This is a genomic window from Streptomyces melanogenes, assembly GCF_014649795.1.
Classification (GTDB): domain Bacteria; phylum Actinomycetota; class Actinomycetes; order Streptomycetales; family Streptomycetaceae; genus Streptomyces; species Streptomyces noboritoensis.
In genome coordinates, this window is record NZ_BMTS01000005.1 from 266,694 (window position 1) to 280,511 (window position 13,818).

Sequence of the window (13,818 nt, forward strand, 5' to 3'; positions counted from 1 at the left end):
CTCCGGCTCCCTCCCCGTCACCTGGACCCCTGCGGCCGCCGCACTGCCTGCACCCTACGCAGCTTCGGCGCCCCGGGGCACCATCGCGTGGAAGAAGAGTGCCCGCACGGCCCCCTGGGCATACCTGCACGGATGGGGCCCCGCCGGTGTCCGGCGGGGCCCCATCCGTGTGCGGGCGGCTGAAATCAATCGCCCGTTGTGCCTAGGCGGCTACTTGCCGACGGGCGTCCACTTGTCCGCGAGGCCCGGGTTGTCGTCCAGCCAGGCGCGGACCGCCTGCTGCTCCTTGCCCTTGCCGGTCGACTGGATCTTCGCTTCGAGACCGGTGAGCTGCTGCTCGGTCATCTTGAAGTTCTTCAGCCACTCGCCCACCTTGGGGTTGTCGCCGGAGAAGCCCTTCCGGGCAAGCGTGTGCACGCCGTCGCCCTTGCCCCAGGTGCCCTTGGGGTCCTTGAGCTTCTTCAGGTCGTACGTGCTGTACGCCCAGTGCGGCGACCAGAGCGTGACCGCGATCGGCTCCTTCTTGGCGTACGCGCGCTTGAGCTCGGCCAGCATGGACGGCGTCGAGCCGTCGACGACCTTGTACTCGCCGTCCAGGCCGTACTCCTTCAAGACCTTGTCCTTGAGCAGGCCCATCATTCCGGCGCTCGGCTCGATGCCGATGATCCGGCCCTTGAACTGGCCGGACTTGCCCTTGAGGTCCTCCAGCGAGTCGATGCCCTTCATGTACGAGGGCACGCTCAGCTCCAGCGAGGTCGGGCCGTACCAGGAGCCCAGGTCCTCCAGCTTGTCGTGGTACTTCTGCCAGTACGTGGCGTGGGTGACCGGGAGCCAGGAGTCCGTCTCGAAGTCGATCTGGCCGCCCGCCATACCGGTGTAGAGCGCGCCCGCCTCGTACTGCTTGGTGTCGACCTTGTAGCCGCGCCGCTCCAGCAGTTCCTTCCAGAGGAAGGTGGAGGCGATGCCCTCGTCCCAGGGGATGTAGCCCACGGAGACCTTCTTGCCCTTGCCGACGTTGTCGGCGCCGGAGGCGGTGGCCGTCGACGAGGAGCCGAACATACCCATGCCGCCGGCCACGAGCGCGAGGACGACCACGCCGACGACCGCGACGGCGGGCTGCGGGCGGTGGTTCCAGAGCTTGGCGCCGGAGGTCCTGGCGCGGGCCAGCGCCCGTCGGCCGACCGGCGAGACCTGGCGGCCCAGCGCGCCGGTCATCCGGTCGAGGTACATGGCGAGGATGACGATGGAGACGCCGGCCTCGAAGCCCAGGCCGATGTCGACGTTGCCGATGGCCCGGTAGACCGCGCCACCGAGGCCGCCGCCGCCGACCATGCCCGCGATGACGACCATGGACAGGCCCAGCATGATGACCTGGTTGACGCCCGCCATGATGGTGGGCAGCGCCAGCGGGAGCTGGACCCGGAGCAGCGTGTTGCGCGGGGTGGTGCCGAACGCCTCGGCCGCCTCGACCAGTTCGGGGTCGACCTGGCGGATGCCGAGCTCCGTCATGCGCACGCCCGGGGGCAGCGAGAAGACGATGGTGGCGATGATGCCGGGGACCACGCCGACGCCGAAGAAGATGATGCCGGGGATCAGATAGACCATGGCGGGCATGGTCTGCATGAAGTCCAGGACCGGGCGGCTGATCGCGCTCACGGTCTTGGACCGGGACGACCAGATGCCCAGCGGCACCGCGAGGACCAGCGTGACGACGGTCGCCACGAGGACCAGCGACAGCGTCGACATCGCCTCGTCCCACAGCTCGATCGAGTCGATCAGCGCGAACCCGCCGAAGGCGAGCACCCCGGCGACCAGGCCGCGCAGCCACCAGGCGACGACGGCGAGGATGCCCGCGAAGAGCAGCGGGTGGGGTGCGGAAAGGACGGCGTCGATGCCGTCGTACATGCCGTTGACGACCTTGGTGATGGCGTCGAACAGCCAGGAGAGGTGGTTCTGGAGGAAGGTGACGGCGCTGTCCACCCACTCGCCGAGGGGGAGCCTAGGCACGGGCCACCTCCTGCATCGAGCAGGCGACCGGCCCGCGCTGGTCGTCCCCGAGGAAGGCGATCAGCCGCTCCTGCGGGACGACGCCGAGCAGCGAGCCGTCGCTGTCCTTGACGGCCACGGGGTGCGGCACGCGCGCGGCGACGGCACACAGGTCCGCGACGCTGGTGTCGGCGCTCACGCTCTCGCAGTCGCAGCTCCCGGCGTCGGGGCGGTGCGGCTCGGTCATTACGGACAGGGCGGTGAGCACGCGGGAGCGGTCGACGTCCTGGATGAACGAGGCGACGTAGTCGTTGGCGGGCGTCAGGAGGATGTCCTCGGCGCTGCCGAGCTGGACGATCCGCCCGTCGCGCATCACGGCGATGGAGTCGCCGAGCCGCATGGCCTCGTTGAGGTCGTGGGTGATGAACACGATGGTCTTCTTCAGGCGCTTCTGGAGTTCGAGGAGCTGGTCCTGCATGTCGCGCCGGATCAGCGGGTCGAGCGCGCTGAACGACTCGTCCATGAGGAGCAGGTCGGCGTCGGTGGCGAGCGCCCGGGCCAGGCCCACGCGCTGCTGCATGCCGCCGGAGAGCTCGTCCGGCCAGGAGTCGCCCCAGCCCGCGAGCCCGGTGAGCTCCAGGGCCTCGGCGGCGCGCTTCTCGCGCTCGGCGCGCGGCACGCCCTGGACCTCCAGGCCGTACGCGGCGTTCTCCAGGACGCTGCGGTGCGGGAAGAGCGCGAAGTGCTGGAACACCATGCTGATCTTGGTGGAGCGGACGGCACGCAGCTCGCGCGGGCTCAGGCCGGTCAGGTCCTGGCCGTCGTAGAGCACCCGTCCGGAGGTGGGCTCCAGGAGCCCGTTGAGCATCCGCAGCAGCGTGGACTTTCCGGACCCGGACAGACCCATGACGACGAAGATCTCGCCGGGCTCGACCGTGAACGACGCGTCGATCACCGCCGCGGTCGTCCCGTCGGCCCGCAGCTCGTCGCGGTCGGCGCCGCCTTCGAGCCTGCGCACCGCGTCGTCGGGTCGTCTGCCGAACACCTTGTAGAGCTGCTCGGCTTGCAGCGTGGACACATAAACCTCACGGATAGAGCTGAGAACGGCCCGCATCCCCCGCGGGCGGGCCGTGGAGCGGCGCGGATTCGGTCCGTCGCCCTGTGTATGCGGTGCCGTAGTCGTTGAAACCGATACGAGGGTCCGCTCCGGCGCCGCGCCTGCCCGGCTTTACCAGGAGCAAACGCGAAGGTGACCCAGTTCACTGCCACGCACAGTGACCGGGGCGGCCGACGGCTGTCGCCGCGCGGTGGCTGTCAGTGGGGTGCGGCATCATCGGGGTGTGACGCGACGCCTGATGCTCCTCGACACCGCTTCCCTGTACTTCCGGGCCTATTTCGGGGTCCCCGACACGGTCCGGGCCCCGGACGGCACCCCGGTCAACGCCGTGCGCGGCCTGCTGGACTTCATCACCCGCCTGGTCCAGGACCACCACCCGGACGACCTGGTGGCCTGCATGGACGCGGACTGGCGCCCGCACTGGCGCGTCGAGCTGATCCCGTCGTACAAGGCGCACCGGGTCGCGGTGGAGACGGCCGACGGCGTCCCGGACGAGGAGGAGGTCCCGGACACGCTGGCCCCGCAGGTCCCGGTGATCGAGGCGGTCCTGGACGCGCTGGGCATCGCCCGGGTGGGGGTGGCGGGGTACGAGGCGGACGACGTGATCGGCACCCTGGCCGCCGCGGCCCCGGGCCCGGTGGACATCGTCACGGGCGACCGCGACCTGTTCCAGCTGGTCGACGACGGGCGCGGCGTGCGGGTCCTCTACCCGCGCAAGGGCGTCGGCGACTGCGACGCGATCGACGAGGACCTGATCCGTACGAAGTACGGGGTCCGGGCCGATCAGTACGCGGACTTCGCGGCCCTGCGCGGCGACGCCAGCGACGGCCTGCCGGGCGTGAAGGGCATCGGCGAGAAGACGGCCGCGCAGCTGATCACGGAGTACGGCGATCTGGCCGGGGTGCGCACGGCGGCCGGGGACCGCACCTCCCGCCTCACCCCGGCCAAGCGCCGGGGCATCATCGAGGCCGCCGAGTATCTCGACGTGGCCCCGAAGGTGGTCCGGGTGGCGCTCGACGTGCCGCTGCCCGCGTTCGACCCGGCGCTCCCGGCCGAGGCGCTGCACCCGGAGACGGTGGACGAACTGGCGCAGCGGTGGGGCCTGGGAAGCTCGCTGACCCGGCTCCTTGGCACCCTGGGGCGCTAGGGCCCCAGGGCCGGTGAAGGGGTGAGCCCAAAGGGCCGGGATGCTAACTTAGGCAAACCTAAGAAGAGCAGACGGTTCAGCGCGCCGGGCGGACGGTCCGGCACACATCAGGGGAGAAACGCTGTGGCAGAACGACCGGCCCGCAAGGGCCCCCGGGCCCACGAGACACGCGTGGTGCGTACGGAGTGGATCACTGAGCACATGGTCCGGCTGGTCCTGGGGGGCGCGGCGGCGAGCGGCTTCGCCGTCGGCGAGTACACCGACCACTATGTGAAGCTGCTCTTCCCGGCGCCCGGGGTGACCTACCCCGAGCCGTTCGACCTGGAGCGGGTGCGCACCGAGTTCCCGCGCGACCAGTGGCCGAGCAACCGGACGTACACGGTCCGGGCCTGGGACGCCGAGCGGGACGAGCTGACCATCGACTTCGTGGTCCACGGCGACGAGGGCCTGGCCGGACCGTGGGCCGCCCGCGCCCAGGTCGGCGACGTCATCCGGCTCTCCGGCCCCGGCGGCGGGTACGCTCCGGACCCGGCCGCCGACTGGCACCTCCTGGTGGGCGACGAGAGCGCCCTCCCGGCGATCGCGGCCGCCCTTGAGCAGCTGCCCGAGGGCGCGGTGGTCCACGCGTTCGTGGAGGTCCCCGGCCCGGAGGAGGAGCAGAAGATCCTCGCTCCCGACGGCGTCGAGGTGACCTGGCTGCACCGCGGCGACGCCCCGGTCGGCGACCAACTGATCGCGGCGGTGCGGGAGCTCACGTTCCCCGAGGGCGACGTCCACGCCTTCGTCCACGGCGAGGCGGCCTTCGTCAAGGACCTCCGCCGCCATCTGCGCCTGGACCGCGAGATCCCCCGCGACCGCCTCTCCATCTCCGGCTACTGGCGCCTGGGCCAGACCGACGAGGCCTGGCGCGCGGTCAAGCGCGAGTGGAACGAGCAGGTGGAACGGGAGCAGGAGGCGGCGTAGCGGGACGCCGCGGCAGAGTGCGAGGCCCCCGCCGGTAGCAACCGGCGGGGGCCTCCCGCATCCGTACGCGCCCGTCGCGTCAGCCCACCGAGCTGTAAGCCACGACACCCCGCAGCAGCGCGTCCACCGCCTTGCGGGCGTTCTTGGCGACCGTGCTGCCCGCCGAGGAGCCGGGGGCCGCCGCGGCGATCTGGCCGAGGACGTCGATGACCTGCTTGCACCAGCGGACGAAGTCGCCCGCGGGCATGTCCGCCTCGCGCAGCACCTCGTCCAGGCCCTGGCCCGAGGCCCACTGGAAGGCCGCCCAGGCGAAGCCGAGGTCGGGCTCGCGCTGGCCGACGCCCTCCGCCTGGTTGATCTTGTGGTCCTCCTCCAGCGCGTCGAGCCGGCCCCAGATGCGGACCATCTCGCCGAGCGCCGCCTTGGCCGCGCCCGAGGGCGTCTTCGACGCCACGGCGTCGTCGGACTGGCGCGCCTCGTACACCAACGCCGAGACGCACGCGGCCAGTTCGGCCGGGCTCAGGCCCTCCCAGACGCCCGCGCGCAGGCACTCGCTGGCCAGCAGGTCCAGCTCGCCGTAGAGCCGGGCCAGGCGGCGGCCGTGCTCGGTGACCTCGTCGTCGCGCAGATAGTCCAGCTCGGTCAGGAGCGCCACGATCCGGTCGAAGGTGCGGGCGATCGTGTTGGTCCGCCCCTCGATGCGGCGCTCCAGCTGCTGGGTGTCGCGCTTGAGCCGGTAGTACCGCTCGGCCCAGCGCGCGTGGTCCTCGCGCTCGTCGCAGCCGTGGCACGGGTGGGCGCGCAGCTCGGCGCGGAGCCGGGCGATCTCGCGGTCGTCGGCGGCCTCGGCGCGGCCCCTGCGGTGCCGGTCGGGCACGATGTGGCCCGCCTTGGTGCGCAACGCGGAGGCGAGGTCGCGACGGGACTGGGGCGAGCGCGCGTTGAAGGACTTGGGGATCCTCATCCGCTCGATCGCCTCCACCGGCACCGGGAAGTCGATCGAGGCGAGCCGCTTGACCTGCCGCTCGGCGGTCAGCACCAGCGGGCGCGGCCCGTCGTGCTGGTCGAAGCCGCGGTGGCCGTTGGAGCGCCCGGCCGGGATGCCCGGGTCCAGCACGAGCGCGAGCCCGGCGAACTTCCCGGTCGGCACGTGGATCACGTCGCCCGGCTTGAGCCTCTCCAGGGACGCGGCCGCGGCGGCCCGCCGCTGGCTGGCGCCCTGCTTGGCGAGCTCCGTCTCGCGGTCCTTGAGGTCGCGGCGCAGTCGCGCGTACTCCTCGAAGTCCCCCAAGTGGCAGCTCATGCCCTCCTGGTAGCCCTCCAGGCCCTCCTCGTTACGCTGCACCTGGCGGGAGATGCCGACGACGGACTTGTCCGCCTGGAACTGCGCGAAGGAGGTTTCCAGGAGCTCGCGCGAGCGGTGCCGGCCGAACTGCTCGACCAGGTTCACCGCCATGTTGTACGACGGCTTGAAGCTGGAGCGCAGCGGATACGTACGCGTGCCGGCGAGGCCCGCCAGCGCGCCCGGGTCCATGCCGCGCTGCCAGAGCACCACGGCGTGGCCCTCGACGTCGATGCCGCGGCGCCCGGCGCGGCCGGTCAGCTGGGTGTACTCACCGGGGGTGATGTCGGCGTGCTGTTCGCCGTTCCACTTCACCAGCTTCTCCAGGATCACCGTCCTGGCGGGCATGTTGATGCCCAGGGCGAGCGTCTCGGTGGCGAAGACCGCCTTCACCAGGCCGCGGACGAACAGCTCCTCCACGACCTCCTTGAAGGTCGGCAGCATGCCCGCGTGGTGGGCCGCGATGCCCCGCTCCAGGCCCTCCAGCCACTCGTAGTACCCGAGGACGTGCAGGTCCTCGCCGGGGATGGAGGCGGTGCGCTCCTCGACGATCTCGCGCACCTTGTGGCGCGCCTCCTCGTCGTTGAGGCGCAGGCCCGCGTACATGCACTGCTGGACGGCGGCCTCGCAGGCGGCCCGGCTGAAGATGAACGTGATGGCGGGCAACAGGCCCTCGGCGTCCAGCCGTTCGATGACCTCGGGGCGGCCCGGCGTCCAGATCCGGGAGCGCTGGCGGCGCTCGCGCTCGCGGTCGGCCTCGCGCACCATCTTGCCGCGCCTGCGGTCGCGCGGGTTGTACGTCTTCTGGTTCTCCATCCGGGCCATGCGCAGCAGGTCCGGGTTGACCTCGCGGCGCGCGCCGCCGCGGCCGCCGTGGTCGGTGGACTCCTCGAAGAGGTCGTACATCCGCCGGCCGGCCAGCACGTGCTGCCAGAGCGGGACCGGGCGGTCCTCGGAGACGATCACTTCGGTGTCGCCGCGCACGGTGTCCAGCCAGTCGCCGAACTCCTCCGCGTTGGAGACGGTCGCCGACAGCGACACCAGCGTCACCGACTCGGGCAGGTGGATGATCACCTCTTCCCAGACGGCGCCCCGGAAGCGGTCGGAGAGGTAGTGCACCTCGTCCATGACCACGTAGCCGAGGCCGAGGAGCGACTGGGAGCCCGCGTAGAGCATGTTGCGGAGCACCTCGGTGGTCATCACGACCACCGGCGCCTCGGAGTTGACGCTGTTGTCCCCGGTGAGCAGGCCGACCTTGTCCGCGCCGTAGCGTCTGACCAGGTCGGCGTACTTCTGGTTGGAGAGCGCCTTGATCGGCGTGGTGTAGAAGCACTTGCGGCCCTGCTCCAGGGCCAGGTGCACGGCGAACTCGCCGACGATCGTCTTGCCGGAGCCGGTCGGGGCGGCCACGAGCACACCCTTGCCGGCTTCGAGTGCCTGGCACGCCTCGATCTGGAAGGGGTCCAGAGCGAAGTCGTACAGGTCGCGGAAGGGTGCGAGCGCGGTGGCCTGCTCGGCGGCGCGGAGCCGGGCAGCTGCGTACGCTTCGGCTGGTGAGAGGTCCTCTGTCATCTTGTCTTCGAGCCTACCCGCCGCCTCTGACAGAGGTCGCGATCTTTATCGGGACGGGGGCCTGGACGGAGTGCGGGGCGGCCGGGAACGCGGAAGCGGCCGGGTGCGCGCCGTGCGCGCCCCGGCCGCTTCAACGGCGTGGGATCAGGTGACGTCGTCGTAGCCGTTGACCCGGCTGCCGGAGCGGCCGCCGTCGGCCTGCTCGGGCAGGGACGGCGCGGTGACCGGCTCGATCTCGCCGATGTCCGCGGGCGTCAGGTCGAGGTCGGAGGCCTCGTCGTCGGCGGGGCCCGCCTCGCGGGCCGCGCGGCGCCGCTTGTCGTTGAGCATCGCGATACCGACGGCGATGAAGTAGAGCACCACGATCGGGGCGGCGAGCAGCAGCATCGACATGGGGTCGACGGTCGGCGTCGCGAAGGCCGCGAAGACCGTGACGCCCATGATCATGCCGCGCCACCAGCCCAGCATCCGGCGGCCGGTGATCACTCCGCCGAAGTTGAGCATGATCAGGAAGAGCGGCAGCTCGAAGGAGAGGCCGAAGACCACGATCATCCGCAGCACGAGGTCGATGAGCTCGTTCAGCGGGAGCAGGTTGAGCGCGCCGTCGGGGGTGAACTCCAGGAGCACCTTCGCCGCAGCGGGCAGGACGTGGTACGAGAACCAGCCGCCGGCCACGAAGAGCGGGACGCCCGCCGCGACGAAGCCCAGCGAGTACTTCTTCTCGTTGCGGTGCAGGCCCGGGGCGACGAACGCCCAGAGCTGGTAGAGCCAGATCGGGCTGGCCCCGACGACGCCCGCCACCAGGGACGTCTTGATCATCAACGTGAACGGCGACATGAGGCCGGACATGGTGACGTTGCCGCAGTGGTCCTTGCTGTCCTTCTGGGACAGCGTGTCGAAGGCTTCCTTGCAGCCGACGGACTCCCTGACCGGCTTGATGATCAGGTCGACGATGTCCTTGTAGTAGAACGCCGCCACCACGGCGCAGACAAGGATCGCGAGGACCGCCTTCGCGAGCCGGTTGCGCAGCTCACGGAGGTGGTCCGAGAGGGGCATCCGCCCCTCCGGGTCCCTCTGCTGTTTGCGGGCAGACTTCAGCAACCCACGTCCTCATCTCGTGCGGCAGGGCACCTTGGTGATCAGCGCCTGCTTCGGCCCAGGTGTCAGCGGGTGGAGTCGGTCGGCTCGGTGACGGGACGCGAGCTGCTGACGTCGCCGGGGGCCGACTGGATGGTGCGCTGCGCCGGGGGCTGCTCGCCCGGGTGCGGCGGGTCGGCGGGGGCGGTCTGCTGCCCCTCGGCCTTCATCGCCTTCGCCTCGCTCTTCAGGATGCGCGCGGACTTGCCGAGCGAGCGCGCCATGTCCGGAAGCTTCTTCGCGCCGAACAGCAGGACGATGACGACGAGGATGAGAATGATCTCGGGGGCGCCGAGCCTTCCGAACATAAGCTTTTACCTTCTCACCGAGGCGACGTGGGTGGGGCTGCGTGGTCCCGGTTGGACTGGTGTCCGACCGGTTGCGTGCAGCGATCGTAACGCGCAGGGGTGAACACCGGGCAATCCCCGTGCGTACTCCCCGGCACGGCCCACCGCCTCGCTTCGTGGTCCGCGCATTGAAGCGTACCTAAAGGGACGGACACACAGGAGTCCCCACCGTCACCGCAAGGTCTCGCCGGTGGCCGAGAGTTCGACGGCGGCCCGTTCGAGCTCCTCGGCAGCGCTGTTGATCTTCCTTGTGGTGTCGGCCACTTGGCGGCCGAGCCGCTGCGCCTCGACGAACACCTTGATCGCGAGGACACCGAGGACGGAGATCGAGAGGAACCCGAGGGCGATGGCGGTCATCGGCCAGAACATGAGCGGACCCTAGACGCTGGAGTGGAGGCGGAGGGTGCGGACCCCTCCGCCGGTGAGGAGTTCGACGATGCGCTCACCGGCCGGCTTGCGCACGGCGGAGCCGCACTCGGGGCAGGTGAAGGAGTAGAAGGTGGTACGGCGGCTGGCGCCGATGGCCAGGCGCAGCGCCCCCGCGGCCAGTTCGAAGCGGGCCCGGCAGTCCGGGCAGGCGGCCTTGAAGAGCACCGACTGGACCGCGGCCACCTGACGGGAAATACCGGGCATCACCGACATGTTCCGCATATCTCCTCAGCTCTGTCCGTCCTGCGCGCTCGGCTCTTCGTACGCCGCCAGCGCCGCCAGGGCCGCGCTGCGGGCACTTTCGGCCAGTTCGTCGGGGGCCACGATCCGGCCGTCGCGGCCGAGACGCAGCGCGAGACGGCGCAGCGAGGCGGGCTCCGGGGTGCGCAGGGTGATCCGCAGGCCCCCGTCCGCCAGCTCCTCGGCGCTGTCGTGGGGGTAGTACTCAGCGACCCAGCGCCCGCCGGGCCCCACCTCGACGACCACTTCCGGGTCCTCGGCGGCGGGCTGCACCAGCCCCTCGGAGAGATCCCGCAGCTCCAGCTCCGGCGGCGCGGCCGGCTCGTCGAGCAGTCGGATCTCGGCCACCCGGTCGAGCCGGAAGGTGCGCCGCGCCTCCGAGAGCCGGCACCACGCCTCCATATAGGTGTGGCCGACGGCGAAGAGCCGGATCGGGTCGACCTCGCGCTCGGTGAGCTCGTCTCGCGCGGGCGAGTAGTAGCGCACCCACAGCCGGCGCCGCTCCGAGATCGCCCGGTCGACGTCCGCGAAGACCCCGCCCTCCGACTCGAAGGTCACCGAGAGCCGGGAGCTGGCGCCCGCGGCCTCCCCGGCCGCCGCCTCCAGCTTGGCGGTGGCGCGCAGCAGCGCCTGGCGGTCGCCCTCGCGCAGGCCCGGCAGCGTCGCCACCGCGCGGGCCGCGACGAGCAGCGCGGTCGCCTCGTCGGCGGCGATCCGCAGCGGCTCGGCCGCCTCGGCGCCCAGGGCGCCGGGATTGCGCCACCAGATGCGGTCACCGTCGGTGTCGATGTCGAGCAGGTCGCCGCCGCGGAAGCTGGTCCCGCACATGGGCAGCACGTCGAGGTCCGAGATCAGCTCGTCCTCGGTGATCCCGAAGGCGCGGGCCACGTCGGCGACGTGCGCCCCGGGCCGCTCGCGCAGATAGGTGACGAGGGAGAGCATCCGCCGCGTCTGGTCGATGGCGTTGGCAGCCATGTCGTCCGGTCCCCCTCAGCCCTTGGCCACGGCGCGCAGCCGGTCCACCACGTCGGCCCGCAGGTCCGCGGGCTCCAGCACGACCACGTCGGGGCCGAACTCCACGAGCCAGGCGTCCAGCCCGTGCCCGTACGGAATCTCCAACTCGTCCCACCCGTCGCCGAGTTCCCGCGTCGAGGTGGCCCGCGAGCGCAGCGGATAGCCGGACCCGGCGCGCAGCCTGATCCGCGCGGAGCGGGTGGCGGTCTCCCCCGCCCAGCTCTCCACGGTCTCGCGCACGGTGACCACGTCGGGCACCGGCGCGGTGAACGCCCCGGCCCGCGAGCGCACCTTGCCGGTGATCCGGGAGAGCCGGAAGACCCGCTCGGCGCCCCGGTCGCGGTCCCAGCCCGCCAGGTACCAGTGGCCGCGCCAGCACTCCAGGGTCCACGGCTCGACGTGGCGGGTGCCGGGGCGGGCGGCGGTGGCCTTGCGGTACTCGAAGACGACCGGGCGGCGGTCGCGGCACGCCAGCATCAATGGCTCGAAAGCGGCCTCGTGGACCGGGATGCGTGGCTCGATCGCGCTGTGCTCGTACGGGTTGTCGGCTTCCGGCATTCCGGCGGCGCGCAGCTTCTGCAGTGCGCCGCTGGCCGCGCCCGCGAGCCGGGCCTGCTGCCAGACCCGGGCGGCGAGCCCGAGGGCCGCGGCCTCCTCGGCATCCAGCTGGACCGGCGGCAGCCGGTTGGAGTCGCGGCGGGCCAGATAGCCCGTCTCGCCGTCCAGGTTCTCCACCGTCTCGATGACCAGGCCGAGTTCGCGCAGATCGTCCTTGTCGCGCTCGAACATCCGGTTGAAGGCGTCGTCGGACCCCGCCTCCAGATAGGCCTCGATGGAACCCCGCAGCTCGCGCTTGCTGAGCGGACGGCGCGTCCCCAGCAGACACAGCGCCAGGTTCATCAACCGCTCGGCCTTGGCAATCGCCATCGACGCCCTTCGCCTCTCCTCGTCCGGGGGGGAGCGGCTCCGCTGCTCCCGACCGTTGACCGTACCGTCCCCGGGTCGCGCGGCAAAAGCCGAGGGCCCGTGCCGGACGGCACGGGCCCTCGGTGTGATCGGGTGTGATCAGACAGCGACCAGGTCGCAGACGAAGATAAGCGTCTCACCCGGCGCGATCCGGCCACCGGCGCCGCGGTCGCCGTAGGCGAGGTGCGCGGGGATGACCAGCTGGCGGCGGCCGCCGACCTTCATGCCCTGGATGCCCTTGTCCCAGCCCTGGATGACCTGACCGGCACCGAGCTGGAACTCCAGCGGGTTGCCGCGGTTCCAGGACGCGTCGAACTCCTCGCCGGTGGAGAAGGCCACGCCCACGTAGTGGACCTTGACGTAGTCGCCGGCCTTGGCGACGGCGCCGTCGCCCTCCCAGATCTCCTTGATCTCAAGGTCCGCCGGCGGCTCGCCACCGGGGAAGTCGATCTCGGGCTTGTCGATGCTCACTGAACTGCTCCTCTTGAATACGTGCAGGGCAACCCGGACAGTCTTACATCTCCACCGTCACATCTTGGCCAGGATGTCGATCGAGAAGACCATGGTCGAGTTGGCCGGGATGCCCGACTGCTCCTTGTCGCCCAGGCCCTGGTCCGGCGGGATGACGACGAGGATGCGGCTGCCGACCTTCTTGCCGACCAGACCGGCCTTGAGGCCCTTGAGGGTCAGGTTCGGCAGCGCGAAGGTCTGCGTCTTGCCCTGGTCGTAGGTGCTGTCGAACTTCTTGCTGTCCTTCCACAGGAAGCCCTCGTACGCCAGGACCACGCTGTCGGTGTCCTTCACCACGTCGCCGTCGCCCTCCAGCACGTAGTCGGAGACCAGCTTCTTGGGCGCGTCGGTCTTGGGGATCGTCAGCGTCGGCGCCTTGCCGTCGGTGTTGGTGCCCACCTTCGGCAGGTCCTTGTCGTCCTGCGCGACCTCCTTGCCCTTGGCGGAGGCCGGGATGGTGGTCGCCTTCACGATGTCCACGACGAAGACCAGCGTGGCGTTGGGCTTGATGCTGTCGCCCTGGCCCTGCGCCCCGTAACCCAGCTCCGGCGGGATGCCCAGCTCGACGCGGCTGCCGACCTTCTGGCCCTCCAGGCCCTGGTCCCAGCCCTTGATGACCTGGCCGGCGCCGAGGGTCAGCGTGAACGGCTCCTTGCGGTCGAAGCTGTTGTCGAACGGCTTGTCCGAGTCCCAGGCCTGGCCGAGGTAGTTCACGGACACGGCGTCGTTCTTCTTGAGCGCCGCGCCCTTGCCCTCACTGATGACGTTCACCTTGAGGGCCTTGGGCGGATTGCCATCGCCCTTGGCGAGGGTCGGCTTCTCCCCGAACTTGGCGCCCGCGGTGATGGCGGGCAGGCCGTTCTTCATCGAGGCGGAGTCGGAGGTGGAGTCGGAGCCCTTGTCGTCGCTTCCGCAGGCGGCTGTGGCAATCAGCAGCAGCGGGACGGCGAGCAGGCCGGCAAGTCGGCGCACGTGTTCCTCAGATCTCAGACGGCACGGTAGTTTGCCCGCCACTCTAAGGCGTACTACGGGCCCCGTACGAGGAACG

At 70.9% G+C, this 13,818-nt stretch carries 13 protein-coding genes; 2 read left to right on the forward strand and 11 right to left on the reverse strand.

The features are described from left to right. Positions 1 to 210 precede the first annotated feature (210 nt). Positions 211 to 2,007, reverse strand: coding sequence for an ABC transporter permease/substrate binding protein (locus IE252_RS13635; RefSeq protein WP_190089633.1), 1,797 nt, complete (start codon positions 2,005 to 2,007; stop codon positions 211 to 213). Then, complete coding sequence (locus IE252_RS13640) at positions 2,000 to 3,064, reverse strand: quaternary amine ABC transporter ATP-binding protein (RefSeq protein WP_229848322.1); 1,065 nt, start codon at positions 3,062 to 3,064, stop codon at positions 2,000 to 2,002. Before IE252_RS13640 ends, IE252_RS13635 begins: the two co-directional genes overlap by 8 nt. Positions 3,065 to 3,341: 277 nt before the next feature. On the opposite strand from IE252_RS13640, the gene IE252_RS13645 reads away from it, so the two are divergent. Together IE252_RS13645 and IE252_RS13650 are read left to right on the forward strand one after the other, a co-directional pair. Continuing rightward, positions 3,342 to 4,250, forward strand: coding sequence for a 5'-3' exonuclease (locus IE252_RS13645; RefSeq protein WP_190089820.1), 909 nt, complete (start codon positions 3,342 to 3,344; stop codon positions 4,248 to 4,250). Positions 4,251 to 4,373: 123 nt separating this feature from the next. Then, entirely contained in the window at positions 4,374 to 5,213 is an 840-nt protein-coding gene (locus tag IE252_RS13650) for a siderophore-interacting protein (RefSeq protein WP_190089635.1), read from the forward strand. 79 nt (positions 5,214 to 5,292) lie between these two features. Here IE252_RS13650 and IE252_RS13655 read toward each other — a convergent pair whose 3' ends face one another. The 9 genes from IE252_RS13655 to IE252_RS13695 form a co-directional block, all read right to left on the reverse strand. Continuing rightward, positions 5,293 to 8,127, reverse strand: a complete 2,835-nt coding sequence (locus IE252_RS13655; protein WP_190089636.1) for a DEAD/DEAH box helicase — start codon at positions 8,125 to 8,127, stop codon at positions 5,293 to 5,295. Between the two features lie 144 nt (positions 8,128 to 8,271). Beyond that, a complete protein-coding gene (tatC, locus tag IE252_RS13660; RefSeq protein ID WP_190089637.1) occupies positions 8,272 to 9,228 on the reverse strand; it encodes a twin-arginine translocase subunit TatC in 957 nt (318 codons plus the stop codon). Between the two features lie 62 nt (positions 9,229 to 9,290). Continuing rightward, on the reverse strand, positions 9,291 to 9,572 hold the full coding sequence (tatA, locus tag IE252_RS13665) for a Sec-independent protein translocase subunit TatA (RefSeq protein ID WP_101387495.1): 282 nt from the start codon (positions 9,570 to 9,572) through the stop codon (positions 9,291 to 9,293). A gap of 210 nt (positions 9,573 to 9,782) precedes the next feature. Further along, positions 9,783 to 9,980: a hypothetical protein gene (locus IE252_RS13670; RefSeq protein ID WP_190089638.1), complete on the reverse strand. Its 198-nt coding sequence runs from the start codon at positions 9,978 to 9,980 to the stop codon at positions 9,783 to 9,785. 9 nt (positions 9,981 to 9,989) lie between these two features. After that, positions 9,990 to 10,262, reverse strand: a complete 273-nt coding sequence (locus IE252_RS13675) for a CpXC domain-containing protein (protein WP_067154877.1) — start codon at positions 10,260 to 10,262, stop codon at positions 9,990 to 9,992. Between the two features lie 6 nt (positions 10,263 to 10,268). Further along, the gene (locus IE252_RS13680; protein ID WP_190089639.1) at positions 10,269 to 11,255 is read right to left on the reverse strand and encodes a helix-turn-helix transcriptional regulator; all 987 of its coding nucleotides are present in this window, start codon (positions 11,253 to 11,255) and stop codon (positions 10,269 to 10,271) included. A gap of 15 nt (positions 11,256 to 11,270) precedes the next feature. Then, entirely contained in the window at positions 11,271 to 12,221 is a 951-nt protein-coding gene (locus tag IE252_RS13685; RefSeq protein ID WP_101387498.1) for a helix-turn-helix transcriptional regulator, read from the reverse strand. Positions 12,222 to 12,359: 138 nt separating this feature from the next. After that, on the reverse strand, positions 12,360 to 12,731 hold the full coding sequence (locus IE252_RS13690; RefSeq protein WP_190089640.1) for an FKBP-type peptidyl-prolyl cis-trans isomerase: 372 nt from the start codon (positions 12,729 to 12,731) through the stop codon (positions 12,360 to 12,362). A 57-nt stretch (positions 12,732 to 12,788) separates the two neighbouring features. Continuing rightward, positions 12,789 to 13,742, reverse strand: a complete 954-nt coding sequence (locus IE252_RS13695; RefSeq protein WP_190089641.1) for an FKBP-type peptidyl-prolyl cis-trans isomerase — start codon at positions 13,740 to 13,742, stop codon at positions 12,789 to 12,791. Positions 13,743 to 13,818 lie beyond the last annotated feature (76 nt).